This window comes from Microbacterium sp. Leaf159 (genome assembly GCF_001423615.1).
GTDB lineage: Bacteria > Actinomycetota > Actinomycetes > Actinomycetales > Microbacteriaceae > Microbacterium.
Genome location: NZ_LMOU01000001.1, coordinates 1,052,542 through 1,078,565, shown reverse-complemented (window position 1 = coordinate 1,078,565; position 26,024 = coordinate 1,052,542). Strand labels below are relative to the sequence as shown.

20 protein-coding genes and 1 tRNA gene are annotated in these 26,024 nt (G+C 68.8%); 16 read left to right on the top strand and 5 right to left on the bottom strand.

The annotated features are described in order from the left end of the window. Positions 1–1,232, top strand: a 1,232-nt coding sequence (locus ASF80_RS19245) for a PD-(D/E)XK nuclease family protein (RefSeq protein WP_235559888.1), incomplete at its 5' end; no start/stop codon positions are given. On the opposite strand, the gene ASF80_RS05205 is transcribed toward ASF80_RS19245, so the two are convergent. Continuing rightward, positions 1,178–2,494 (bottom strand): phosphotransferase, encoded by a 1,317-nt coding sequence (locus ASF80_RS05205; RefSeq protein WP_056308580.1) that lies wholly within the window; start codon positions 2,492–2,494, stop codon positions 1,178–1,180. The genes ASF80_RS19245 and ASF80_RS05205 overlap by 55 nt on opposite strands. A 97-nt stretch (positions 2,495–2,591) precedes the next feature. On the opposite strand from ASF80_RS05205, the gene nudC reads away from it, so the two are divergent. Together nudC and ASF80_RS05195 are read left to right on the top strand one after the other, a co-directional pair. After that, positions 2,592–3,488: an NAD(+) diphosphatase gene (nudC, locus tag ASF80_RS05200; protein WP_056308578.1), complete on the top strand. Its 897-nt coding sequence runs from the start codon at positions 2,592–2,594 to the stop codon at positions 3,486–3,488. After that, the gene (locus ASF80_RS05195) at positions 3,485–5,206 is read left to right on the top strand and encodes an ATP-dependent helicase (RefSeq protein ID WP_056308577.1); all 1,722 of its coding nucleotides are present in this window, start codon (positions 3,485–3,487) and stop codon (positions 5,204–5,206) included. Before nudC ends, ASF80_RS05195 begins: the two co-directional genes overlap by 4 nt. A gap of 816 nt (positions 5,207–6,022) precedes the next feature. On the opposite strand, the gene ASF80_RS05190 is transcribed toward ASF80_RS05195, so the two are convergent. Continuing rightward, a complete protein-coding gene (locus ASF80_RS05190) occupies positions 6,023–7,456 on the bottom strand; it encodes a zinc-dependent metalloprotease (protein ID WP_056308575.1) in 1,434 nt (477 codons plus the stop codon). A 117-nt stretch (positions 7,457–7,573) separates the two neighbouring features. Here ASF80_RS05190 and ASF80_RS05185 point away from each other — a divergent pair, with 117 nt between their 5' ends. The 3 genes from ASF80_RS05185 to ASF80_RS05175 all read left to right on the top strand — a co-directional run bounded on the left by ASF80_RS05185 (position 7,574) and on the right by ASF80_RS05175 (position 12,043). After that, on the top strand, positions 7,574–8,668 hold the full coding sequence (locus ASF80_RS05185) for a PDZ domain-containing protein (protein WP_082488191.1): 1,095 nt from the start codon (positions 7,574–7,576) through the stop codon (positions 8,666–8,668). A 46-nt stretch (positions 8,669–8,714) separates the two neighbouring features. Further along, positions 8,715–11,609, top strand: a complete 2,895-nt coding sequence (locus ASF80_RS05180; protein ID WP_056308572.1) for a UPF0182 family protein — start codon at positions 8,715–8,717, stop codon at positions 11,607–11,609. Between the two features lie 176 nt (positions 11,610–11,785). Next, the gene (locus tag ASF80_RS05175; RefSeq protein ID WP_056308570.1) at positions 11,786–12,043 is read left to right on the top strand and encodes a hypothetical protein; all 258 of its coding nucleotides are present in this window, start codon (positions 11,786–11,788) and stop codon (positions 12,041–12,043) included. Positions 12,044–12,109: 66 nt separating this feature from the next. On the opposite strand, the gene ASF80_RS05170 is transcribed toward ASF80_RS05175, so the two are convergent. Next, positions 12,110–12,183, bottom strand: a tRNA-Met gene (locus ASF80_RS05170). 92 nt (positions 12,184–12,275) lie between these two features. Between ASF80_RS05170 and ASF80_RS05165 the strand changes: the two genes are divergently transcribed. Next, a complete protein-coding gene (locus ASF80_RS05165) occupies positions 12,276–13,088 on the top strand; it encodes a carbon-nitrogen hydrolase family protein (protein ID WP_056308568.1) in 813 nt (270 codons plus the stop codon). Between the two features lie 30 nt (positions 13,089–13,118). On the opposite strand, the gene ASF80_RS05160 is transcribed toward ASF80_RS05165, so the two are convergent. Beyond that, positions 13,119–14,318 carry an aminotransferase class I/II-fold pyridoxal phosphate-dependent enzyme gene (locus ASF80_RS05160; protein WP_056308566.1) on the bottom strand — a complete coding sequence of 400 codons (1,200 nt, stop codon included), beginning with the start codon at positions 14,316–14,318 and terminating at the stop codon, positions 13,119–13,121. 100 nt (positions 14,319–14,418) lie between these two features. On the opposite strand from ASF80_RS05160, the gene ASF80_RS05155 reads away from it, so the two are divergent. From ASF80_RS05155 to ASF80_RS05145, 3 genes are read left to right on the top strand one after another with little or no spacing between them, the layout of a single operon-like run. Continuing rightward, entirely contained in the window at positions 14,419–16,107 is a 1,689-nt protein-coding gene (locus ASF80_RS05155; protein WP_056308564.1) for a S1C family serine protease, read from the top strand. Between the two features lie 53 nt (positions 16,108–16,160). After that, the gene (locus ASF80_RS05150) at positions 16,161–17,414 is read left to right on the top strand and encodes a CDP-glycerol glycerophosphotransferase family protein (RefSeq protein ID WP_056308562.1); all 1,254 of its coding nucleotides are present in this window, start codon (positions 16,161–16,163) and stop codon (positions 17,412–17,414) included. Beyond that, positions 17,411–18,847, top strand: coding sequence for a CDP-glycerol glycerophosphotransferase family protein (locus ASF80_RS05145; RefSeq protein WP_056308560.1), 1,437 nt, complete (start codon positions 17,411–17,413; stop codon positions 18,845–18,847). The genes ASF80_RS05150 and ASF80_RS05145 overlap by 4 nt, the downstream gene beginning before the upstream one ends. Before the next feature lie 39 nt (positions 18,848–18,886). On the opposite strand, the gene ASF80_RS05140 is transcribed toward ASF80_RS05145, so the two are convergent. Then, positions 18,887–19,912, bottom strand: a complete 1,026-nt coding sequence (locus ASF80_RS05140; protein WP_056311797.1) for a glycosyltransferase family 2 protein — start codon at positions 19,910–19,912, stop codon at positions 18,887–18,889. A 152-nt stretch (positions 19,913–20,064) separates the two neighbouring features. Here ASF80_RS05140 and ASF80_RS05135 point away from each other — a divergent pair, with 152 nt between their 5' ends. The 6 genes from ASF80_RS05135 (at position 20,065) to ASF80_RS05110 (ending at position 25,986) form a co-directional block, all read left to right on the top strand. After that, on the top strand, positions 20,065–21,348 hold the full coding sequence (locus ASF80_RS05135; RefSeq protein ID WP_056308558.1) for a CDP-glycerol glycerophosphotransferase family protein: 1,284 nt from the start codon (positions 20,065–20,067) through the stop codon (positions 21,346–21,348). Between the two features lie 2 nt (positions 21,349–21,350). Next, a complete protein-coding gene (locus ASF80_RS05130) occupies positions 21,351–22,115 on the top strand; it encodes a biotin--[acetyl-CoA-carboxylase] ligase (RefSeq protein WP_235559887.1) in 765 nt (254 codons plus the stop codon). A gap of 58 nt (positions 22,116–22,173) precedes the next feature. Then, the gene (locus ASF80_RS05125; protein WP_056308555.1) at positions 22,174–22,728 is read left to right on the top strand and encodes a PH domain-containing protein; all 555 of its coding nucleotides are present in this window, start codon (positions 22,174–22,176) and stop codon (positions 22,726–22,728) included. A 106-nt stretch (positions 22,729–22,834) separates the two neighbouring features. Beyond that, positions 22,835–23,959, top strand: a complete 1,125-nt coding sequence (locus ASF80_RS05120; RefSeq protein ID WP_056308553.1) for a 5-(carboxyamino)imidazole ribonucleotide synthase — start codon at positions 22,835–22,837, stop codon at positions 23,957–23,959. A 108-nt stretch (positions 23,960–24,067) separates the two neighbouring features. Continuing rightward, positions 24,068–24,535 carry a 5-(carboxyamino)imidazole ribonucleotide mutase gene (gene purE / locus ASF80_RS05115; protein ID WP_056311793.1) on the top strand — a complete coding sequence of 156 codons (468 nt, stop codon included), beginning with the start codon at positions 24,068–24,070 and terminating at the stop codon, positions 24,533–24,535. Continuing rightward, entirely contained in the window at positions 24,532–25,986 is a 1,455-nt protein-coding gene (locus ASF80_RS05110) for an LCP family protein (RefSeq protein WP_056308551.1), read from the top strand. The genes purE and ASF80_RS05110 overlap by 4 nt, the downstream gene beginning before the upstream one ends. The last annotated feature ends 38 nt before the right edge of the window (positions 25,987–26,024 follow it).

The following is a 26,024-nucleotide window of genomic DNA, read 5'->3' as shown; positions in this document are numbered from 1 at the left end:
GGTTCGGCTTCGGGGTGCTGCCATTCGCTCTGCGCGGCGACAGCGCGGCGCTGCCGACGTTCAGCTGGATACCTCCCTCCGATGAGGAGCTCGACCCGGCCAAGCGGCTCAAGGCCGGGATCGCATCGCTCACGAGTCGAAGCAAGACGGCGCCGGGCGCGCTCACGGTGTTCAAGGACTCCTACCGGGAGTATCAGCACGAAGAAGAGCGTCGGCTCGCCTACGTCGCCGTCACCAGGGCGCGCAGTGATCTGCTCCTGACCGGCGCGCACTGGGCGGGGCAGAAGCAGCCGAAGGCGCCGAGTCCGTACCTGATCGAGGCGATCGAGGCCACCGGTGCGCGATCGATCGACGATGTCGACCCTGAGCTCAATCCCTACGACGGCCCCGGCGCGACCCTCTCCTGGCCCATCGATCCGCTCGGCGCGCGTCGAGCGGTGGTCGAGAAGGCCGCAGAATCGGTTCGTGCAGCGGCCACGAGCGACCCGGAGGCCTCTCCCGAGTTGACTCGGCTGCTCGCAGAACGGGCGGCGAGGTTGCGGGGGACGGACGCACCGCCCCCCACGCGCGTGCCCGCCTCCCGCTTCAAGGACTACGTCACGGACTTCGGTGGCACGCTGTCGTCGATCGTGCGACCGATGCCCGAGCGGCCGTATCGACAGACCCGACTGGGCACACTGTTCCATGCCTGGGTGGAGCGACGCAGTGAACTCGTGGGTGTCGGACACCGCGTCGATGAGGCCCTCTGGGAGATCGATGAAGACGACCCCGCGTTCGGAGCGGAGGGCAGCGGGGCGGAGGTCTCCCCGGCTGACGCCGAAGATCTCGGTGGTCTCCAGCAGATCTTCGAGCGCAGCGAGTGGGGCGGCCTGAAGCCGATCGCGGTCGAGATCGAGATCGACTTCGCCCTGGGCGGCGGCACGAGTTCGGGCGAGGGCCACATCGTTATCTGCAAGCTCGATGCGGTCTACCGGCGAGAAGACCGAGGCGGTCGCATCGAGATCGTCGACTGGAAGACGGGCAAGGCTCCCCGCACGGCGCAGGAGCGAGAAGAGCGGATGCTGCAGCTCGCGCTCTACCGCCTCGCGTATCACCGCCGCTTCGGAGTGCCGCTCGATGACATCGACGTCGCGCTGTACTACGTCGCGGACGACCTCGTCATCCGAGGCGACCGGGTCTACTCCGAGTCGGAGCTCTTCCAGCGCTGGAGCGCCGCCCGCGCTGCACGTTGAGCCTCGTCCTCCGGCGAGCCGCCGTCGGTCGTTCCTGCGCGCTGCGCGTCGCGATCCCGGTCGCGGTCGCCGTCACGTCCATCCGTCGCACGGTCGGCTGACGAGCGGTCGTCAGAGACTGCCGAGCGCACCGACGTGAGATCCTCCGTCTCGAGCCCGCCCACCTGCAGGCGATGAGCGGCATCCGCGGCGGCGTCACTGAGATCGCTCGTGCTGTCGCCGTCGGCATCCTCATCGCGCCACAGCTCGTTGGGGTTGTATGCGTCTGTCTGCATCGACGTGTCGACGCCGGAGAGCGTGCTCGCAGGCACGCGGTCGAGAGCATCGAGGGCCGAATCGACTCCTTCGCTGCGCGAGGCGATGACTCCCAGGTCGTCGTCGTGCAGTCCTTCGGCGAGTGCCTCGAGCAGAGCTGCGGCGTCATCGACGATGTCGGGTCGGCGCAGCGAGTCTCCGTGCACCAGCCAGCGCGCGAACTCGAGCTCCGCGAGCAACCGCGCGCGCACCTCGAGTGCAGGGTCGGGAACCCGATCCGAGGCGCGCGCGTACGACGCATGCACATCGGCAGACGCATCCGGAGCGGCGGAGAGCCAGGAGAGGTCGACCGCAGGGTCGCCGACGGCCAGGGAGTGCCATCCGATGAGGCCGGTGACCTCCGGCCCGAGCTCGGGGTCGTCGCGGAAGATGAAGGAGGTGGCCTGCACGCCGCCCAGCACGACGGTGGACTCGAAGCGCCAGAGGTCGTCGTCGGCGACGGCCTCACGCCATCTCACCGTGAGTCTCGCGGGCACGCGTCCGGTCGATGCGGCGGAATCCACGAGTCGGGCGAGTTCGTCGCGACTCTCCTGCGCCGATCGCGTGATCAGACCTGCACCTCGGACGACCGACGTGGGGAGGGAATGCACCGCGGCGATCGCCGCACCCATCGACTCTGCGGCACCGCGGCCGCCCGGCACCATCGCCGCCTCGATCTGGAATCCGGGCAGCAGTTCGGTCACCAGCGCGCGTGCGTCGCCCAGCCGTGTCTCGCCGATGTACTCGGGAGCTCTGAAGGGAAGCATCGCCCGCGCTCCTGCGGTGAGGGCACGAAGGGCGAGCGCCTCGCCGGCGAGCTCGCGTGCGGTCTCGTCGTCATCGGCCACTCGGATCGCGAGTTCGCGTCCGTCGGCGAGCGAGGCCACGGCGGAGTCGAAGCGTCCGTCGCCGTCGGCGCTGAGGATGCGGGCTCCGGTGACCTCCGCGCCGGGCAGTGCGGCAGTCACCGCCGCGGCTAGAGTGAATGGAGAGCGTCCCATACCCCCAGGGTAGGTGGACGCGGGGGCGGTCCCGCTTCCGCCACGCCCGTGAGAGAGGGAGCCGATGACCGCGAAGAACACGTCCCTCGACCGAGCCGCAGACCTCAGGACCGAGCCGGGGGTCATCGACCGGTTGCGCTTCGACGAGACCACGCGGGTCATCGCCGTGCGTGACGGACGGGTGCGCATCGCCGGTGACGACCTCGACGCGGCCACTCTGCTCAGGGTCTCGCCCTCGCAGATCACGGACGCGACGTGGGCGCTCCTCGGACGCGACACCCGCGGTGCCGCCGTCATGCTCGCCGTGCTGCCGCCCGAAGGCGACACCGTCGACACGACCCCGGACGAGACCTGGCTCGGGCTCCGCGACCTCGGTGCGCGTCTCAGCGCAGAAGACACCGAGCTCCTGATCGAAGCGCTGGCGCTCAGCGGCTGGCTGCGCGACGCGCCGTTCTGTCCTGCCTGCGGCGGAGCGACGGAGCTTCGCCAGGCCGGCTGGTCGCGGCACTGTCTCGTGTGCGGGCGTGAGCACTTCCCTCGTACCGACCCGGCCGTGATCGTGGCGGTCGAGAGCTCCGACGGTGAGCGGCTGCTGCTCGGCGCGAACGCGAACTGGGGCGGGCGGATGTATTCCTGCTTCGCGGGCTTCACCGAGGCGGGGGAGTCTCTCGAGTCCACGGTCCACCGTGAGCTCGAGGAGGAATCCGGAGTCCGTCTGGCGTCGCTCAGCTACGTGTCGTCGCAGCCGTGGCCGTTCCCGCGGTCGCTGATGCTCGGCTTCCGCGCGGTGGCCGTCGACGACCACGAGCTGCGCCCGGACGGTGAGGAGATCATCGACGTGCGCTGGTTCACCCGAGACGAGATCGGATCCGCGCTCGCGGGCGACGGTCCCGTCGGACTGCCGGGCCCCGCATCCATCGCCCGTGCTCTCATCGTGTCGTGGTTCGAGGAGCGCGCGTGAGCGCGCTCGAAGCCCTCGACGATCGACAGCGCGAAGCGGCATCCGTCCTCCGAGGACCCGTCGCCGTTCTCGCCGGCGCCGGCACCGGCAAGACGAGGGTGATCACCCACCGCATCGCGCACGGCGTGGACACCGGCGCGTACTCGCCGTCACGGGTCATGGCGGTGACCTTCACGGCCAAGGCTGCGGGCGAACTCCGGGGCCGCCTTCGTGCGCTCGGTGTGGAAGGCGTCGCCGCGCGTACCTTTCACGCTGCGGCACTCGCGCAACTGAACTTCTTCTGGCCGACTCTCGCCGGCTCTCCCGCACCGTCGATCATCGACAACAAGGTGCGGATGCTCGGTCAGGCCGCCGACGCGATGCGTCTGCGTCCGAGCACCGCCACTCTCCGCGACATCGCCTCGGAGATCGAATGGCGCAAGGTCTCGATGCTCTCGGTCGAGCAGCACGCGTCACTCGGCCGTTCCCTGAGCGGCATCGATACGGAGCAGCTCATGGAGTTGCAGCAGCGGTACGAGGCGCTGAAGGATGAGCGTCGTCAGCTCGACTTCGAGGACGTGCTGCTGGCGTGTGCAGGCATGCTCGAGGCGGAGCCGCGGGTCGCCGCGTCCGTGCACGAGCAGTACCGCCATTTCACGGTCGACGAGTACCAGGACGTCTCACCCCTGCAGAACCGACTGCTCGAGCTCTGGCTCGGGGATCGCAAGGACATCTGCGTCGTCGGTGACGCGAGCCAGACCATCTACTCGTTCGCCGGTGCCGAGCAGCGCTTCCTGCTCGAGTTCGAACGACGTCATCCGGAGGCGACGGTGGTGCGGCTCGAGACCAACTACCGCTCGCAGGCTCCGATCCTCGAAGCGGCCAACGCTCTCATGAAGGGCAGACCGGGCGCGCTCGAACTCGTTCCTGCGCGGGAGACCTTCAACGCGGATTCGCCGACCGTGACGGCCTACGACACCGAGCGGGAGGAGGCCGAGGGCATCGCCGCCGCCGTGTCGGCGCGGATCGAAGCCGGAGCGTCGCCTGCAGACGTCGCGCTGCTGTACCGTGCCCATGCGCAGTCCGCCGTGCTGCAGCAGGCGCTCGCCGCCGAGGGCATCGCCACATCGGTGCTGGGTGGAACGCGGTTCTTCGCCATGCCGGAGGTGCGTCAGGCCATCCTCGCGCTGCGCGCCGCCGCCGTGGCGCCGACCGAGCACGGGTTCCTCCCCGGTGTACAGCGGGTGCTTCGGGAACTGGGTCTCACCGAGGAGCCGCCGGAAGCCGGCGGAGCCCAGCGCGACGGGTGGGAGGCGAGGCGGGCGATCCTCCGGCTGGCGGAGGACGCGGGTCCTGACGAGAATCTGCGCACCTTCAGCGACGCGCTCATGGCGCGCGCCAAAGACCAGCACGAGCCCACGATGCGCACCGTGACCCTGTCGACGCTCCACGCGGCGAAGGGGCTCGAGTGGCCGCACGTGTACCTCGCAGGATGGGCGGAGGGCGCTCTGCCGATCTCGTACGCCACCGGTTTCGACGCGATCGACGAGGAGCGCCGTCTCGCCTACGTCGGGGTCACGCGCGCCGCGCGTACGCTGTCGCTGTCGTGGTCCCGGTCAGCGGGACGAGGGGAGCGGGCGCCGTCGCGGTTCCTGGCAGAGATAGGAACGACTGCTCGCGGCACCGGCATTCTTCGTGAAACGTCAGTGAACGCCACGCGCGCCGACCGTCGCCGCTGACTTCGACGAAGGACCCGGGTGCGGTCGTCGTCGCGAGCAGACGCGCGACCACGGTCGCAGCCTCCGCGATCCGAGAGACGCTGATCGGACCGGATTCCCTGCCGATGAGCTGCGCGTGCATCCGCGGCCACGCCGAGTCGCGGTCGCGCTCGTGCTCATCCCGACAGGTGAGGCAGGGCGAGTCACCGGGAACGATCAACGGACCGATCGTCGTCCGACCGCGCTCCAGCGACACGGGCAGGTGGGCGATGTCCTCACGGAGGTAGCGGGCGAAGTGCAGGGCCGCGGCGGCGCCCTCGACGAGGACGACGCCGATGTCTCCCGGTTCCTCACGCGCGCCTGCGGACACGCCCTCATCGAGCAGCGCGTCGCGCATCCGATACTCGCAACGTCCGTCGAGGACGGCGACGCTCTCGACCCAGGCCGCACGTGGGGCTGCGGGGTCGTCGACGAGCAGCGGCTCGAGACGAGCGAGGAGCATCCGCGCGTCGGCGCGGGGCGCGCCCGACGCATGCGCGACGACGTCGAAGGCCGAGCGACGGAACCCCGCGGCCATCCGCGCGATCAGCCGTTCGACCCAGGGCTCCGACGCCGAGATGCGGAGGGTGCCCTCGATGCCGATCTGCAGGGTCTCTCCGTCGCGCCAGAGCAACGGCACGGCGGGGTCCAGGCGAGTGGTGATCGGGGGAGTCAGCGGAGACATCCCTCGATTCTGCGGACTCCGCTGCTCGAGATGTCGCCGTCAGCGGCATCCGTGGAGAACTCGTCTGCCGTTCTGCCCGTCGAGGGGATCCCCGGCGAGCAGAACGCCGCCGATCACACCGGGCGGTCGCCGCCCGGGCCGTCGTCGCCGTCGGACTTCGGAGCGTCGGATGCCGGATCATCCGGTTCTGACGAGCCGTCTGCCTCGGGCTTCTCACCCGAGAAGTCGTCGCCGTCGAGCAGACGTGCGAGTGCCTCGTCGAACTCGTCGGCGACGGGCTGCTCGCCACGCGCCGTCGCCTGGAGCCTCGCGACGAGCTTCGAGGGGTCGTCGATGTCGTCAGAGGTCGGCATCAGGTCGGGGTAGTCCCAGAGCGCGTCGCGTCCGGCGGTGCCCACGGCGTCGGTGACCGCCTGCCACATGGCCGAGGCCTCGCGGAGGCGGCGCGGCCGCAGCTTCAGGCCGACGAGCGCACCGAGCGCATCCTCAGCGGGGCCGCCCACCGCGCGACGGCGACGCGCCGCCTCGGCGATCCGGGCGCCGTCGGGAAGGCGGGACGTCGCCTGCGCGGTGACCACGTCGACCCATCCGTCGATCGTGGCGACGAGGTTCTCCAGACGTGCCAGCGCCTCTCGCTGAGCCTCGGTCTGAGTGGGGAGCAGGGCTCCGCCCTCGATCGCCGCGCGGAGCTCTTCGGGGTTCGAGGGGTCGAGTCGGCTGGCGACGTCTTCGAGAGCGTCGACGTCGACGGTGACCCCGCGCGCGAAGTCGGTGATCTGCGCCATGACGTGCAGGTGCAGCCACTTGGCGTGGCGGTACAGGCGCGCGTATGCCAGCTCACGGGTCGCGAGATACAGGGTGATCTGGTCTTCGGGGATCTCGAGACCTTCGCCGAAGGCGGTGAGGTTCTGCGGGATCACGGCCGCGGTGCCGGCGGGGAGAACGGGGATGCCGACGTCTCCGCCCGACACGACCTCGAGCGAGAGGTTGCCGAGCACCTGGCCGAACTGCGCGGCGAACACCGAGCCGCCGAGCCCGCGCATGAGCTTTCCTGCGCCCTGCACGACCTCGCGCATGTCTTCGGGCACCTGGGTGTCGAGTGCGCTGGTGAGCGCATCGGCGATGCTCGTCGACACGGGGTCGGCGATCTCCTTCCACACGGGCAGGGTCGCTTCGACCCACTCGCCCCTGGTCATCGCACGTGGAGCCTCGGCGAGCTCGGAGATGGTCGTCGCCTCGCTCAGCCAGAGATCGGCGAGCGCGAACGAGTCGACCAGCGATGTGCGCGAGCCGTCGGTGATCCCGAGCCCGTCGCGGTTCGCGATGTGCAGCGCCTGGCGGAGCGCGTTCTCCCACGCGTCGCCGCCGAAGGCGCCCTGCAGCTGCGACATGATCGTCTGCATCATCGCCGGGTCGAACTGGATGCCTTCCATACCCGCGAACGCGTTCTGCAGCGCCTCGGGGTCGATGTCGCCGGCACCCTGGCCGGACATCATTCGTCGGAGGAACTCCTGGAAGTCCTCGGGGGTCGGGTCGTTGTCTGACATGTCGCTCGCCTCTCAGCACGCCTAAAGCCGTGGCATCTACGCTAGTCACAGGATCGGCCGCGAGACCCCGAAGCGGGCAGATCGCTGTACGCCGCCCGCGAACGACGGAGGAACACTGTGGATCGAACACGGTCTGTGAAGCTCGGACTCGGAGTCTGGGCGCTGATCGTCGCGTTGATCGCGCTCGTCGTTCTCACCTTCCTCCCCACGCCCTACGTCATCCAGCGGCCGGGCCCCGTCTACGACACCCTCGGCACCGCCGCGGGCACGGACGGCGAGCAGGTGCCACTCATCCACGTCGAGGGCGCCGAGACCTTCGAGACCGCCGGCACGCTCGACCTCACCACCGTCCAGGTGGTCGGCAACCGAGAGCGCACGCCGAGCTGGTTCGAACTGGCGCTCGCCTGGACGGATCCGTCTCGCGCCGTCGTGCCGCTCGACTCCGTGTTCCCCGAAGGCGTCACCACCGAGCAGCGCGACGAGCGCAACGCGACCCTGATGGTCGATTCGCAGCACGAGGCGACCGCCGCCGCGCTGAACGAGCTCGGCTACGACACGGGCGCCGAGGTGGCGGTGGTCGATGTCGTCGAAGACGCACCCGCCGAGGGGAGCCTCGAGGCCGAGGACGTCATCACCGCGATCGACGGCACCGCGGTGACCTCGGCGAAGCAGTTGCGACAGGCGATCCAGGATGCCGGGGGAGACCCGGTCGAGCTGACCGTGCAGCGTGGCGGCGAGGAGAAGGTCGTCGAGGTGACGCCCGAGAAGCAGGTCGACGCAGGCGTGACCACCTGGCTGATCGGTGTCACCCTGCGCACCGACTACGACTTCGAGATCGATGTCACCCTGCAGCTCGACAACGTCGGCGGCCCGAGCGCAGGGATGATGTTCGCGCTCGGGATCATCGACACCCTCACCGAGGGTGAGCTCAACGGCGGCGAGAACGTCGCCGGCACCGGCACGATCGAGGCCGACGGCACGGTCGGGCCGATCGGCGGCATCCGCCAGAAGCTCTACGGTGCCCGCGACGCGGGAGCCGACTACTTCCTCGCACCCAGTACGAACTGCGACGAGGTCACCGGTCACGTGCCGGACGGACTCACCGTGATCAGCACCTCGACGCTGGAGGAATCACTCGACGCACTCGAGGTGATCGCGAACGGCGGCGACGTGGGATCGCTCCCGACCTGCGACGTCGTGACCTCCCCGTGATAGGGATGACAGCCGCAGCACAGTAAGGCGTGCCTAGGATGGGAGGGTGACCTCGACTTCTGCACCGAACCCGGCCACTCCCCGAACCTCGCGAAGAATCTTCGGTATCTCGTTGGCGATCATCGCCGCGCTGATCGCCGTCTTCTTCGTCTTCGCGTCGCTCTACACCGAATTCCTCTGGTTCGACCAGGTGGGCTTCGCGGGAGTCCTCACCACCCAATGGTTCGCCACGGCGGTGATGTTCGTCGTCGGATTCCTCGGCATGGCCGTACCGCTGTTCGTCGCCATCCAGCTCGCGTACCGACTGCGTCCCGTCTACGTGCGGCTTAGCTCGCAGCTCGACCGGTACCAGGAGGTCATCGAGCCGCTGCGTCGCCTCGCGATGTGGGGCATGCCGATCTTCTTCGGTCTGTTCGCCGGGTTCTCGGCCGCGAGTCAGTGGAAGACCGTGTGGCTCTGGGCCAACGGCGTCGCCACCGACACTACTGACCCGCAGTTCGGCGTGGACACGGGCTTCTACATGTTCGCGATGCCGTTCTACTCGATCCTGCTGGCTTTCGTGTCGGCAGTGCTCCTGCTCACGCTCATCGTGACCGCGCTCGTGTCGTACCTCTACGGTTCGGTGCGGATCGGCCAGGGCGAGCTGCGCATCTCGAAGCCCGCCCGCATCCAGCTCGCGATCATCGCCGGCCTCTACCTGCTGGTGCAGGCCGCCAGCCTGTGGCTCGACCGCTACAAGACGCTCGTCGCCCAGGACGACCGCATCGTCGGCCCCGCGTACACGGGCGTCAATGCGACCATCCCCGGACTCGCGATCCTGACGATCATCGCCGCGATCGTGGCGATCCTCTTCTTCGTCACGGCCGTCATCGGCCGCTGGCGCTTCCCGCTCGCCGCGACCGCGCTGCTCATCGTCGCCTCGCTCGTCGTCGGCGTCGGCTTCCCGTGGGCCGTGACCACCTTCCAGGTGCGCCCGAACCAGAACGCCTATCAGGCCGAGTTCTACCAGCGGAACATCGACGGGACGAAGGAGGCGTACGGGGTCGCCGACCTCGAGACCACTCCCTTCGAGGCCGAGACCGACGCCGAAGCCGGCCAGCTGCGCGAGGACGCCGAGACCACGGCATCCATCCGCATCGTGGACCCGAACGTGATCAGCCCGGCCGTGCGCCAGCTCGAGCAGTACCGCGGCTACTACCAGTTCCAGGAGAAGCTCGACGTCGACCGCTACGAGATCGACGGCGAGATGCAGGACACCGTGGTGTCGGTCCGTGACCTCGACATGAACGGCGTCGACGTCACGAACTGGAACAACCGCGCCGCGGTCTACACCCACGGCTACGGACTCGTGGCAGCCGCCGGCAACCAGCGCACCAGCGACGGCGAGCCGGTGTTCCTCGAACGAGGCATCCCCTCGTCGGGCTTCCTCACCGACGGCGAGAAGTTCGAGCCCCGTGTCTACTTCGGCGAGAGCTCTCCCGAGTACTCGATCGTCGGCGCTCCTGACGGGACCGATCCCGTCGAGATCGACTACCCGCGAGGCAAGGACGGCGCGAGCGAGACCAAGACGACGTTCGAGGGCGATGGTGGGCCGCAGATCGGCAACACCTTCACGAAGCTCCTGTACGCGCTGAAGTTCCAGTCGGAGCAGATCCTGTTCTCGAACCTCGTGAACGACGACTCGCAGATCCTGTACGACCGCGACCCCAAGACGCGCGTGCAGAAGGTCGCTCCGTACCTTGAGCTCGACAGCGACCCGTACCCGAGCGTGGTGGACGGCCGGATCGTCTGGATCATCGACGGATACACGACGAGCTCGACCTATCCGTACTCGACGAACGTGAGCCTGTCGGATGCGATCGCCGACTCGAACCTCCCGTCGCCGACGCTCGCGATCGACGAGATCAACTACATCCGCAACTCGGTCAAGGCCACGGTCGACGCCTACGACGGTTCGGTCACCCTCTACGCGTGGGATGACCAGGATCCGGTGCTGCAGACGTGGCAGAACATCTACCCGTCGACGCTGAAGTCCGTCAGCGACATGTCGGCGGATCTGATGAGCCACGTCCGCTACCCGACCGACCTGTTCAAGGTGCAGCGCGACATCCTCGGCACGTACCACATCGACACCGCAGGGTCCTTCGCTCAGCAGGACAACCGCTGGCAGACGCCGAACGACCCGCGCAGTGACTCGGTCCTGCAGCCGCCGTACTACCTGACGATGCAGATGCCAGGACAGGATTCGCCGCGGTTCTCGATGTTCTCGACGTTCATCCCGTCCGCACAGGGCGGAAGCAACCGTGACGTCCTGATGGGCTATCTGGCCGTCGACTCGGATGCAGGCTCCGAGGCCGGAGTGAAGGCCGAGGGCTACGGACAGCTTCGGATGCTCGAGATCGACACCGATACGACGGTTCCCGGCCCCGGTCAGGTGCAGAACACCTACAACTCGGACACGGCCGTGGTGCCGCAGCTCAACCTGCTGCAGCAGGGAGAGTCCGAGGTCCTGTACGGAAACCTGCTCACACTGCCCGTCGGTGGCGGTCTGCTCTACGTGCAGCCCGTCTACGTGCAGTCGTCCGAGGGAACCAAGCTGCCCCGCCTGCAGAAGGTCCTCGTGGCCTTCGGCGACAAGGTCGCCTTCGAGGACACCCTGACCGCCGCGCTCGACACGCTGTTCGGCGGTGACGCCGGCGCGACGGGTGGCGATGATCAGGTCGAGCCCACCGAGCCGGATCCCGACACCGGTGAGGTTCCCACCGAGCCGACCACGCCGACCGACGCCGAGGCCGAGGCACTCGCCGCGGCGCAGCAGGCGCTCACCGACCGTGAGGCTGCTCTCAAGGAGGGCGACCTGACGAAGTTCGCCGAGGCCGACAAGCGCCTCACCGACGCGGTGAACACGCTTCTCGGGCTGGAGAGCTCATCGGGGGAGTGAACCCGCAGTGACATCGTCGAATGGGCGCCCGAGAGGGCGTCCATTCGCGTTTCCAGGGCTTCTCTCCCGGAGGGTGCATGGTCGGGCGCTCCGCGCAACCCCCGCGCCGTGAGCGACGAGTCTGTCTAGCGTCGATTGCAGAGGCGATCTCGCGTCTCCCGATCGAAGGGGAGCAGATGGGCACCATCACCCGCATAGTGTTCGACGACGAGGAGTTCGTGCTCACCGCCGAGCAGGATCTGGTCGACCTCATGGGGAAGATCGAGACGGCTGCCCGCACGCGCCCCACCTTCGTCGGCTTCTCCGCCCGCGCCGGCATGATGAGCGTGCTGGTCTGCGCCGCCACCCGGGTCAAGGTCACCGTGGAGCCGCGCCAGGAGCGGGATGACCGGCCCCTCGTGCCTGCCGACCCCTCACTCGAGTGGGACTACTGACGTTCACGAGGGAAAGCGAAAGGCCCTCTGACCTGGATTTCTCCGAGTCAGAGGGCCTTTCATTTGTTGCGGGGACAGGATTTGAACCTGCGACCTCCGGGTTATGAGCCCGGCGAGCTACCGAACTGCTCCACCCCGCGGCACAAGAAGAAACTTATCACGGATTCTGAGAGCGCGCGAATCGGGGCCGGGAACGGTGCCCGGGCCGACGCCATGCGGGAGGATGGGGAACATGCCAGAGACCACTGCCGCCGTCCCCGTCGCCGTCTGCCAGTTCGCGCCGACGGCGTCGCGCGCGGACAACCGCGAGCGCATCGCGCAGCTGACAGCGGATGCGGCCGCGCGGGGCGCCACGCTGATCGTGTTCCCCGAGTACTCGAGCTACTTCGTGGACCCGATGGATACGACCCTCGCGCAGAACGCCGAGACACTGGACGGCGAGTTCGTGGCGACGCTGACCGCGCTGGCCGCGGACTACGGCGTCGTGATCGTGGCGGGGCTCGCCGAGCGCGCCTCCGACTCGATGCACGTGCGCAACACGGTCGTGGCGGTGCGCGGTGACGGGATCCTCGCGACCTATCGCAAGCAGCATCTGTACGACGCGTTCGGCCAGACCGAGTCCGACTGGGTCGAGGCGGGGGAGACCGGTGTGGCGGCCACGTTCGAGATCGCGGGCATCCGGTTCGGTCTGATGACCTGCTACGACCTGCGGTTCCCCGAGGTGTCGCGCACGCTCATAGACGCCGGCGCGGACGCCCTCGTCGTGCCTGCCGAATGGGTGCGCGGCCCGCTCAAGGAGCACCACTGGACGACGCTTCTCGCCGCACGGGCGATCGAGAACACCACGTACGTGATCGCCGCCGATCACCCGACGCCGGTCGGCGTCGGACATTCACAGATCGTGGACCCTCAGGGCGTGGTGCTGGCAGGGGTCGGAACGGCGGAGGGCATCGCAGTCGCCGCCGTCGAGCGTGCAGCGATCGACAGGGTCCGCGCGGTCAATCCCTCGCTGCGCGTGCGCCGCTACTCGGTCGCTCCGCGCTGAGCGGCCGGTCCGCGGCTCAGCAGGGGCGACTCAGAAGCTCGAGGCGAGGCGTGAGGCCGCCTCTTCGAGCACTGCGACCTTCTTGCACGCGGCGAAGCGCACCAGACCCGCATAGTCACCGCGCCGGTCCTCGGAGACGAAGGCCGTGAGTGGGATCGCCACGACTCCCGCGCGCTCAGGCAGCTCGCGGCAGAACTGTGCCGCATCCGCCCCTCCGAGCGTCGACGCGTCGGCCACCGTGAAGTAGCCGCCCTGCGGCGGATACACCGTGAAGCCCGCGGCTCGGAGGCCCGATCCCAGGATCTCGTGCTTCGCCTCCAGCGTCGCGGCAGCCCCGGTGAAGTAGTCGTCGGAGAGGCGCAGCCCCACCGCGATCGCCGGCTGGAACGGCGAGCCGTTCACATACGTCAGATACTGCTTCACCGTGAGTACGGCGGTGATGAGATCCGCGGGGCCGTGCACCCAGCCGATCTTCCAGCCGGTCGCCGAGAACGTCTTTCCCGCCGACGAGATCGTCAGAGTGCGCTCGGCGCCCCCGGGGAGCGTCGCCACCGGCGTGTGCGGGGCGCGGAAGGCGAGGTGCTCGTACACCTCGTCCGTGACGATGATCGCGTCGTGCAGTTCGGCGAGCCGGACCACCTCGGTGAGCACCGCACGGTCGAAGACCGACCCGGTCGGATTGTGCGGATCGTTGATCAGGATGATCCTGGTGCGATCCGTGACGGCCTCGGCGAGCTGATCGAGGTCCGGCTGGAAGTCGGGAGCGCGCAGCGGCACGGTGCGCAGCCGAGCGCCGGCAAGGGCGACAGCCGCTGCGTACGAGTCGTAGTAGGGCTCGAACACGACGACCTCGTCGTCCGGGCCGTCGATCAGAGCGAGCAGCGTCGCCGTCAGCGCCTCGGTGGCACCGGCGGTCACGATCACCTCGCGAGCCGGATCCACTTCGAGTCCGTAGAAGCGTCGCTGGTGCTCGCTGATCGCCGCGAGCAGATCGGGGATGCCTCGCCCCGGCGGATACTGGTTGGCCCCGCGGGCGATGGCCTCACGTGCGGCGTCGAGCACCTCGGAGGGGCCATCTTCATCGGGAAAGCCCTGGCCGAGATTGATCGCTCCGGTTCGAGCCGCGGCAGCGGACATCTCTGCGAAGATGGTGGGCGCGACGCTTCCGTCGGGTGCGAGCAGACCGGCTCCCGCTGCCGTGCGCCGCCATGCGCCTGGGATGACACTCATGAAGAACAGGCTAAGGGCATAGGTGAAACTCATCTTCGCCATACGAAACGCACAGATACACGCGCCATTCTGAAGGAGCGTCGTTGAAGGAGCACACACCATGAACGAAGACAACACCCAGGACCACTCGGTACCCGCGTCGAACGACGCGGTGCCGTCCACCGAGGCAGCAGAGGTCGTCGACCGTTCGACGACGGATGCCACCGCTGAGACCACCGGCACCGCCGCCGCGCCGGGATCGAGCCAGGGACATGAGGTTCCGCAGACGTTCGCGTCCACGCCGGCGCCTCATCAGGGCGCACCGAGCGTGCCCAGCGCTCCGGAGACGACCCCGGCATCCCCGGCATCCGCCGGCGCAGCCCCGCAGATTCCCACGCCGGTGTTCGAGGCCCCCGCGGCCCATGTGTCGCCGGCAGCGCAGACGGTTCCGCAGCCGTACTTCGGCGCTCCCGGTCAGCAGGCGCCCGGTCATCAGGCACCCACTCACCCCGGTGCTGCCACCGCCACAGCTCCCGGAGCGGCGTTCGGCATCCACACCGCTCAGCCGGGGCAGCCCGTCGACGGGGCGACCAAGGTCAAGGGCCAGAAGCCCCGGGCCGGCGTCAAGTTCGCCGCGATCGTGGTCGCCGCAGCCCTCGTCGGCGGTGTCGCCGGCTTCGGTGGAGGAGCGCTCCTCAACGGCATCTCGAACCAGAACTCGACCGGTGTCGCCCAGGGCCCCGACACGGTCACGGTGAACAACCCCGGTTCGGTCAACGAGACCACCGCGGTCGCCACCGCGGCGCTGCCGTCGGTCGTCACGATCGAGGTGGCCGGTTCTGACCAGGCCGGCAGCGGCTCCGGCGTCATCATCAGCGATGACGGCTACGTGCTGACGAACACGCACGTCGTGACGCTCGGCGGAGCCGTCGCCGACCCGACGATCCGCGTCACGACCTCGGACGGGCGCATCTTCACGGCGACCGTCGTGGGAACCGACCCGATCTACGACCTCGCGGTCATCAAGCTCGAGGGTGCGTCGGATCTGACCCCCATCGACTTCGCCGATTCGTCGAAGCTCAACGTCGGCGATACCGCCGTCGCGCTCGGTGCTCCGCTCGGACTGTCGAACTCGGTCACGACGGGCATCGTCAGCGCGCTCAATCGCAGCATCCAGATCGCGTCATCGGCCCTTCCCGACTCGTCGTCCGAGGACGCCCCGCAGGAGGAGCAGACGCCGGACGAGGGCGAGGGCGAGGGTCCGTTCCAGTTCGATCTGCCGGGCAACACCTCGCAGCAGAGCTCGGAGTCCATCTCGATAGCCGTGATCCAGACGGACGCGGCGATCAACCACGGCAACTCCGGCGGTGCCCTCGTGAACAGCAAGGGCGAGCTGATCGGCATCAACGTGGCGATCGCCAGCTCGGGCAGCTCGGAGGAATCCGGATCCATCGGCATCGGATTCGCGATCCCGGCGAACATCGCCCAGCGCGTCTCGGAGGAGATCATCGCCGGTGGTGTGGCGAGCCACGGTCTGCTGGGTGCATCGGTCCGTGACGCGGCTTCGGTCGAGAACGCCGAGGTCGCTGGCGCCTACATCGCAGAGGTCACCGACGGCGGAGCTGCCGCAGCCGGCGGTCTCAAGGCCGACGACATCGTCACCGCCTTCAACGGCGTGCCGATCACGAGCGCCAGCGACCTCACCGCTCAGGTTCGCGCCGCCGCTGCCGGCAGCGACGCGAAGGTCACCTATATCCGCGGTGGCAAGGAGTACGAGATCGACGTGACGCTCGGAGAGCTCGCAGGCTGACCCTCGGAACCCCGCTCACAGAGAAGGACGCCACCCCGCGATAGGCTCGCGGTGTGGCGTCCTTCTCTTTCGGCTCCGGCAATGCGGCCAAGCTGCTTCGGATCCCTCTCTACCTCGCCGGACGCGTCGGCACGCTCCTCGTGCCTCGAGGCACCCGCTGGGTCTTCGGCTGCGGAGCGGGCGTAGGCGACGGTGCACTGGCTCTGCAGCGTCACGCTGCGGCGGAGGGTCACGAGACGCTGTGGCTGACCTCATCGGACCGCGAGGACCGCGACGCCGTAGTTCTGGGCCTGCGGACCGTCCGCAAGGGAGGTCTGCGCGGGTGGTGGGCCACGGCCCGCGCCGGTGTCGTCGTGGTGACCCACGGTCTCGGTGATGTGAATCGCTACGCGATCTCCGGCGCCTTCGTCGTGCAACTGTGGCACGGCATCCCGCTCAAGCGGATCGGACTCGATTCGCCGGCCACGACCCAGGTTCCCGAGGTCCCGGGGGCGCCGGTGCTCCGACGTCTGATCGGCATCCTGTATCGCCGTGCCGCTCAGCGGATCCGCGTGCTTCCTGCGGCCTCGCACCGCTCCAGGGGGCGTCTGGAGTCCGCATTCGCGCTCGGCGACGCGCGTGTCGTCGTCACCGGAGAACCCCGCGTCGACGTCCTGTCCGCCGGGGAACCGCACGAGCGGCGAGCTGCGGCATCCGCGCTGCTCGGCCGCGTGCTGGGTGATCCGCCACGCGTTTCGCGGACGATCCTGTACGCCCCGACCTGGCGTGACGGCGCGGTCGACCCCGCGGTTCCGGATGCCGCTCAGTGGGTGCAGATCATCCGCGTACTGGAACAGCATGACGCGGTGCTGCTGGTGCGCTCCCATCCCCTCGGCGAGGGCGGATACGCGCCGTCGTTGCCGAGCAGACGGGTGCGGATGCTCGGGGCCGGCCTCCTGCCCGACATCACGCCCGCGCTCCCGGCGATCGACGTCCTGATCACGGACTACTCCTCGCTCGCCTACGACGTCGGACTGCTCGGGATGCCCGTGCTCTACCTGGCGCCAGACGCCGAGCAGTACGCCCGCACGCGGGGCTTCTACGGTCGCTTCCAGGACGTGGCAGGAGACGACGCCGCGACCGACTGGGATTCTCTCCTCGTGCAGCTGTCCGCGTTGCTGGACGATGACGGCGTGTTCGCCGCGAGGTCGCAGCATTCCGCTACGCTCAGCGCGGAGATGCACGCGTTCCGTGACGGACGCAACACCCGGCGCGTGTACGAGACGATCCGTGCGCGAGGCATCCCCGCGCCGAAGGGAGCAGCATGACGACGGCCCGCATCGATGAGACGGCAGAGTCGCTGATCATCGCAGGGGCAGGTCACCGTCCCGCCACCGCGCAGCTGATCGGGCCGCGTGCCCGAGTCGATGCTCGCATCACCGGTGGCGGCAAGACCTGGAAGGCCACGTTCGCGCTCCGTGCAGCGCGATGGGGCGGCCCTGAGCTTCCTCTGCCGGCGGGCGACTACGAGATCCGCATCCCCGACGTCGACCTCGACGGTCTGCACATCGGTCCCGAGGTGCTGGCCGGCGTCCGCGTGGCCGTCGACGGCGCGACCGCCCGTATCGCCGCACCGGTCGACCCCGCGTACGAGTCGCCGGAGGGGCAGGCCACGCTCGAAGGACGCTACCTCGCGCATCAGGGCGCGACCGAGAACGCGGTCTTCTTCGAGAGCTTCTACGGGCGCAGCGTCGGCTGCAACCCCCAGGCGATCGACCGGGCGCTCTCTGCGCAGGCACCTGACGTCGTGCGCTACTGGAGTGTCGTAGACCTGTCGGTGGCGGTCCCGGAAGGCGCGATCGCCGTCGTCGAGGGCAGCCCCGAATGGTGGCGCGCCCGCGCGGCGGCGCGACTGCTGATCGTGAACGACTGGCTGCGGCGTCGATTCGCGCGCAAGCCAGGGCAGCGCGTGCTGCAGACCTGGCATGGAACGCCCCTCAAGCGCTTGGCGCTGCATCGGCCGGGGTTCGACCCCCGTCGTATGGCCGCCGTCGTCAAGGAGTCCCGTCGCTGGGACGTGCTGCTCGCACAGAACACCTACTCCGAGCGCATTCTCCGCAAGGCATACGCGTTCCTCGGGCGGCCTTTCTGGGTCGAGGGGTATCCGCGCAACGACGCCCTGGTGACCGGGGATCCCGCCGCGATCCGTGCTGCCCTCGGCATCGGCGAGGGCGAGCGCGTGCTGCTGTACGCGCCGACGTGGCGTGACGACCGCACGGCGATGGTCGACTTCATCGACCCCGAAGAGCTCGCCAGGACGACTGACTCGGTGGTGCTCGTGCGGGGGCATTCACGCACGATCGAGACCGACCGCGACCGTGCCGGCGCGCGGGTGATCGACGTCACCGGGTACCCCGAGACCTCTCAGCTGCTGCTCGCTGCCGACGCCCTGATCACCGACTACTCGTCGGTGATGTTCGATTTCAGCGTCACGGGCAAGCCGATGTACTTCCTCGTGCCCGACCTGGATCACTACCGCGGGAAGCTCCGCGGGTTCTACTTCGATCTCGAGACACGGGCACCGGGGCCGCTTCTGCGCACGCAGGACGAACTCGTCGCTGCCCTCGCCGACCACGGGCACGAGAGCGCCTTCGCGGAGCGCTATGCCGCGTGGAAGGCTCAGTTCAACGCCAGGGACGACGGTCATGCGGCCGAGCGGGTGGTCGCGCGCATCCTCGACCAGGGGTACGTCACCCGCTGAGACCGCCTGCCGCGGTGTTCTGACCGAGCCGGAACCGGACTAGGGGAGGGGCGTGTTGCGCGTGCCCAGCCTCGAGGCGTCGACAGTGTCCCCGGCGCCCCGGAGCACTCCACCGAGGAAGCCCAGCCCCCAGGAGAGATGCATGGTCGGCAGCACAGCCAGCGTCCACAGCCGCTGACGGAATCGTCCGCCGCCCGGCAGCGACGCGACGGCGATCACCAGCAGCGCATAAGCAAGGAGGGGAAGGTAGACGATCGCCGAGATGATCGTGGAGATCAGCCCGGTGATCGCGCCGGTCAGCTGCAGCGCCCCCACGACCAGGGCCATCGCGACGAGCACCACCAGAGCCGGGGGAGCGAAGAAGCGGATGCCGTTGCGGCGGCCGTAACGGCGCACGAGCTCTCCACGCCAGGCGCCGGTGGCCCGGAACTGCCGAGCCAGGCGCAGCCAGCTCTCGCGGGGCCAGTAGGTGACGGAGAGGCTCGGATCGAACCAGACCAGGTGACCGGCCTGGCGGATGCGCAGATTGAGCTCCCAGTCCTCGCCGCGGCGGATCGACTCGTCGAAGAGCCCGACCTCCTCGATCACGGCGCGGCGCATCACGCCGAGATAGGCGGACTCCGCCTCGCCCTCCTGAGTGCCGCCGTGATAGGCGCCGCCGCCGAGTCCTACGGGGGAGTTGTACAGGCGTGCGACCGCCTTCTGGAAGGGAGTCCGTCCGTCGGCGTGCATGACGCCTCCGACGTTGGCGGCTCCGGTGCGCTCGAGTGCGTCCAACGCGCGCGCCGCATATCCGGGCGAGAGCTCGGAGTGCGCATCGACGCGGACGATCGTGTCGTAGCGACTGGCGCGGATCGCGGCGTTCAACCCGACGGGGATGTGCGCCGCAGGGTTGTCGACGAGGCGGATCCTGTCGTCCTCCGCGGCGAGGCGCTGCGCGAGTTCGGTCGTGCCATCCGTGGAGGGGCCGAGTGCGAGCACGAGCTCGGCCGGCACCGTCAGCTCCTGCGTGAGCACCGAGCGGATCGCGTGCTCCAGATAGGCGCGCTCGTTGAGCACCGGCATGACGAACGACACCCCGGTCTCGGGAACGTCGATGTCATTGTCAGGCACATGACGATCATGGCATGCGCTTCTCGGACGTTCGCTGATTCGCATCCCGATGCGCTGCGGCGACATCCGTCGGGCGCGGCGCCAGCACTCGGTATCCTGGAGGGATGGGTGCAGTGTCCGATGCGAAGAAGGCCTACCGTCTGCTGAAGCGGGCGCTCGCCTCGCGCAAGGCGGTGCAGCGGGTCAGGCGTCGCCTGGCCGACCAGGAGCCGCACCCGACCGAGCATTACAAGGTCGCCGTCTACTTCGCGGACGGCGCGGTCAACATGTATCAGATGCGGCAGTGGTACAGCCCGCTGAAAGAGCTCGCGAAGCGCTGGCCCGTGGTGGTGCTGTCCCGCTCCGCCACCGGTGCCGACAAGCTTCTCGACGAGGACGGTCCGCCTGTCGCGTTCGTCCCGACAGTGCGGGACCTCGAACGGTTCATCACCGCACAGGACATCCGGATCGTGCTGTACGTGAACCAGAACACCCGCAACTTCCAGATGTTCCGCTACGGGCGGCGCTGGCACGTGTTCATCAACCACGGCGAGTCCGACAAGATGTACATGACCACGAACCAGTACAAGGCGTACGACTACGCCTTCGTCGCAGGTCAGGCCGCGCGCGACCGTCTGTCCCGCACGCTCTGGGACTGGGACATCGACCACCGCACGATCGAGATCGGTCGGCCGCAGGCGGATCACTACTCCGGCACGTTGCCCTACACGCCCGACGCGCGAACCGTCGTGCTGTATGCGCCGACCTGGGAGGGCGACCGCCCGAGCGCCCACTACGGCTCGATCGCAACCCACGGGGAGGCGCTGGTGACGGCCTTGCTCGCGTCCCGCAGCCACCGCGTGATCTACCGCCCGCATCCGCGCAGCGGTGTGGTCGACGATGCATACGGCGCAGCGCATCGACGGATCATCGCCGACATCGCCGCGGCGAACGCCTCCGATCCGACGGCACAGCACGTGTACGACGACGGTGCGGATCTCGGGTGGCAGCTCGCTGCGGCCGATGTCGCGATCGTCGACATCTCGGCCATGGTCTACGACCGTCTGGCCGTCGGAAAGCCGTTGATGATCACGCGTCCCGCCGATGAGCGTGCATCGATCGACACCAACGGATACCTCTCGGACTGCGAGTGGTTGAGCGCCGATGCCGCGTCGGACATCGTGGCGGAGGTCGAGCGCGTCCGTGCAGACGAGGCGGCCATCGCCCGGCTGCGCATGTGGGTGCAGCACTACTTCGGCGACACGACGCCTGGCGTCGCCACCGAGAAATTCCATGCCGCGATCGAACAGCTCATGCAGAAGTGGGATCGCTGGCAGGCGCACGAGATCGGCTCTGTGCGCACCGACGAGGACGACGACGACGAAGAGGCCGACGAGGAAGAGGTCTGACGGTGGAGCTTCCCCTCTCTCGTGCGGTCGCCTCGCGTCTCGACGTGCTCTCCGAAGCCGGCTCGACGAACGCGGTCCTTCGCGAGCGGTCTGCCGACGGGCAGGCATGGCCGCACCTCTCCGTGCTGCTCACCGACAATCAGACGGCGGGCCGCGGACGACTCGATCGAACGTGGACCGCGCCGGCCGGGGCGTCTCTCGCTGTGTCGGTGCTGCTGCGGCGGCTCCCGTCCGCCATCGACGCCCGAGGGTGGATACCCCTCGCCGCCGGTGTCGCGATGGCCGATGCCATCGCCGAGCAGCTTCCCGAGCACGAGGTGGCGGTCAAGTGGCCGAACGACGTGCTCGTCGGCGGTCGGAAGATCTGCGGCATCCTCGCCGAGGCGACGCGCGACGCGGTGATCGTCGGCACCGGCGTGAACACGGCGATGACGGCATCCGACCTGCCTGTTCCCACCGCGACGTCCTTCGCTGTCCTGGGCGCAGAAGTCGATGCCGACCGCCTGCTCTCGGTGTACCTGCGTGATCTCGACACCCTGGTCGCGGCGCTCGCCGCGGCGGGAGACGCGGTGTCGAGCGGACTGCATGCGGCGGCAGTCGATCGCTGCGCGACCATCGGCCTCGAGGTGCGGGTGTCGCTCCCCGGGGACCGAGTCCTCGTCGGGACGGCCGCGGCGCTGGACGCAGACGGACGGCTTCTCGTGCGCCACGACGGCGTCGAGACCGCCGTTTCGGCGGGTGACGTGGTGCACGTCCGACCCGCGTGACTCTGACACGCCCGGGCGCACAGACGCCGATGTCCGCAGTTGCGGGCACAATGGAGGAGTGACCCAGCCCGTGACTCTCGGCGGAAGGCCGACGATGCCACCGCCAGGCGTGCCCACAGAAGAACTGCTCATCGCGCGGTTCCGAGCCCACGCGCGCCGGCTGTTCTGGTCGGCGCTGGTCCTGATCGCGGCGTTCGGCGCCACCGCGTACTTCTACGACAACCTTCCGTCGCCGTTCGAGAACTGGATGCTGCTCGCTGCGGCGGGCGCGCTCGTGCTGCTGCTCGTGGTCGTCCCCTATGTCGTCTGGTACTCGCGATCGGTGACGGTCACCACGCGCCGGGTCATCGTCAACCACGGCATCGGCGCGCGCAATCGGCAGGAGATGTCTCACGCCCGCGGCTACACGATCGGCGTGCGCCGCGGCGTGCTGCAGCGCATGTGGGGTGTCGGGACCATCACGCTCTCGAATGGGGTCGACGCGGCTCTGCGGCTCGCGAACGTGCCCAACGTCACTCTCGTGCACGAGACCCTGGCCGACCAGATCGAAGTGAGTCAGATCCTCGCTCACCGCGACGCGCAGTCGGGGCCGGACGGATACCCCGGATCCTGATCGGCGACGATCGCCCCGGGGGATCGGCGATCAGGGATCAGTGCGAGACGTGTGATCCGTGATCGCGCGGATGCGCGAGAATGGTCAGGACGAATGGAGGCGGCACATGGCGCTGCGCGTTGGCGTGATCGGTGGAGGCCAGCTGGCCAGGATGATGATCGCCCCGGCGGTCGAGCTGGGACTCGACCTGCGGGTGCTCGCTGAAGACGAGGGCATGTCGGCGCAGCTCGCCGCGACCGCGGTCGGCGACTACCACGACCTCGAGGTGGTTCGCGCGTTCGTGAAGGATGTCGACGTCGTCACCTTCGATCACGAGCACGTCCCACAGGAGATCCTGCGAGCGCTGGTCGCCGACGGTGTCGCCGTGCATCCGGGTCCTGATGCGCTGCAGTTCGCTCAGGACAAGCTCGTCATGCGTGCTCGCCTCGCCGAACTCGGAGTGCCGCAGCCCGACTGGGCGCCGGTGCGCGACGTCGCAGAACTGCAGGCCTTCCTTGACGAGCACGAGGGACAGGGCGTCGTCAAGACCCCGCGCGGCGGGTATGACGGCAAGGGCGTCCGCGTCGTCCGTGCCGCCGAAGAGGCTCAGGACTGGTTCGCAGGCCTCGCCGACGGCGAGGCGCTGCTGGTCGAGGAGCTCGTCGGCTTCGTGCGCGAGCTCGCGCAGCAGGTGGCGCGGCGCCCCAGCGGTCAGATCGTCGCCTACCCTGTCGTCGAGACCGTGCAGCGTGACGGCGTGTGCGCCGAGGTCATCGCCCCCGCGCCGCAGGCCGCCGAGCGTCTGGTCCAGGTGGCCGGCGAGATCGGTCGGTCTATCGCCGAAGGACTCGGCGTCACCGGCATGCTCGCTGTCGAGCTGTTCGAGACCGATGACGAGCGGATCCTCGTGAACGAACTGGCGATGCGTCCTCACAACAGCGGTCACTGGAGCCAGGACGGTGCCGTGACCGGGCAGTTCGAGCAGCACCTGCGCGCCGTCGCCGATCTGCCCCTGGGCGACACGACCCCGCGCGCCGCGTGGTCGGTCATGGTGAACATCCTCGGAGGACCGAAGGAGGGGGCGCTCGGCGACCGCTTCGCCGGTGCGATGCGGGAGCACCCGACCGCCAAGATCCACACCTACGGCAAGTCGCCGCGCCCTGGCCGCAAGGTCGGCCACGTGAACGTCTCCGGTGATGACCTCGACGACGCCGTCTACGTCGCCAGGGCGGCAGCGGCTCACTTCGACTGAGGGTGTTTCAGAGGTGTGCCGTTCGGGGGTTCTCCCAGCAGTAGACCGTAGCCTGAGTGGGTGACTGAGCCATTGCACTCCTCCGCAGCGCCCCTCGTCGGTGTCGTCATGGGTTCCGACTCCGACTGGCGCGTGATGAGCGATGCCTCTCAGTCGCTGACCGACTTCGGGATCCCGCATGAGGTGGAGGTCGTCTCGGCGCACCGCACGCCCGACAAGCTCATGCAGTACGCGCGGGAAGCTCGGGCGCGCGGCATCCGCGTGATCATCGCCGGTGCAGGTGGCGCCGCGCATCTTCCGGGCATGCTCGCCTCGATGACGGCGCTGCCGGTCATCGGCGTCCCGGTGCCGCTCGCCTACCTCGACGGTATGGATTCGCTCCTGTCGATCGTCCAGATGCCCGCCGGGATCCCGGTGGCCACCGTGTCGATCGGGGGAGCGCGCAACGCCGGACTCCTCGCCGCGCGCATCCTGGGAACGTCCGACGACGACCTCGCCGACCGCGTCGAAGCCTATGCGCTCGACCTCGAAGCTCAGGTCGAGGAGAAGAACGAACGGCTGAAGGGGTCGCTGTGACCCTTGCGCCGCCGCGCGGGTCGGCGCGACCGCTGATCGAGACGCGCCCGCTGAGGAATCCGGATCCGGCGGATGCCGGGACGATGACCAAGCGCGGCTGGTGGCTGGTGCTGCTGAACGTGCTGGTGCCGGGTTCGGCTCAGGTGCTCGCAGGCAACCGCAGGCTCGGGCGCTTCGGACTGGGTGCGACGCTTCTCGCGTGGTTCCTGGTGATCGTCGGTGCCGGACTCGCTCTGTTCGCGCGCCCGGTGCTGCTGTGGCTCACCGTCGGGGGCGGCTGGTTCTCGGCCGTGGTCCTCACGCTGGTGCAGGTGCTGATCATCGCTTACATCGTGCTGTGGCTCGTCCTCACCTTCGACGTGCTCCGGCTCGTGCGGATCGTCCGGATCCCGGCACCGTCGAAATTCGCCATTCCGCTCGTCGCCCTGCTGCTCCTCGGCCTGGTCGGCACGGGGATGGGCTATGCGGCATCGTACGTCGGCACCGCTCGCGGCACGATCAGCACGATCTTCGGTCAGAGCGGGCCCAGCCTGCCGCCGAGCGAGGGGTACTACAATATCCTCCTGCTCGGCGCCGACAGCGGAGACGGCCGCGACTCGATGCGGTTCGACAGCATCTCGGTCGTCTCGGTGAACGCGACGACCGGTGCCGTCACGATCACGGGCATCCCGCGCGAGCTCCCGAACGCGCCGTTCAGCGAGGGCAGCCCGATGCAGGCGCTGTATCCGAACGGCTTCGAGGGGCACGGCTCGAGTTCCTGCGGATGGAACGGCTGGATGAACCACGTGCGCAACGCCGCGGAGATCTGCCGGGAAGACGAGGGTCAAGGGCTGTATCCCGATGCGGTCGCGCAAGGCTCCGATCCGGGCATCGAGGCGACGAAGGATGCCGCAGAGGGCGTTCTCGGCATCGAGATCCCCTATTACGTCTTCGTGGACATGCACGGCTTCGCAGCTCTCGTCGATGCGCTCGGGGGTGTGGACATCAACGTCACGGAGCGGCTGCCGATGGGCGGCCCGCCGGAGGGCACGGATCCCTACGACGTCGATGCCTGGGCGATCGGGTGGATCGAGGTCGGCCAGCAGCACATGAACGGTGACACCGCCCAGTGGTACGCGCGCTCGCGGTACACGACGAGCGACTGGGACCGCATGAAGCGCCAGCGTGAACTGCAGGAGGCGATCCTCGCGCAGTTCACGCCGCAGACGGTGCTCACTCGCTTCAATGAGGTGGCTGCCGCGGGCACCGCCCTCATCAGCACCGACCTGCCTCAGGACAAGCTGCCTGAGTTCTTCGATCTGATGACGAAGGCCAAGGAGCAGACGATCACGACGATCGAGCTCACCCCCGAGAACGGCGTGGACGAGCACACGCCCGACTACGCGTACATCCACGACCTGATGCAGCAGACGCTGCACCCGCCGACGGAGACCCCGACCCCGACGCCCTGACACGGGAACGGGTAGTAGCGCTCGGCGATCGGAGATCG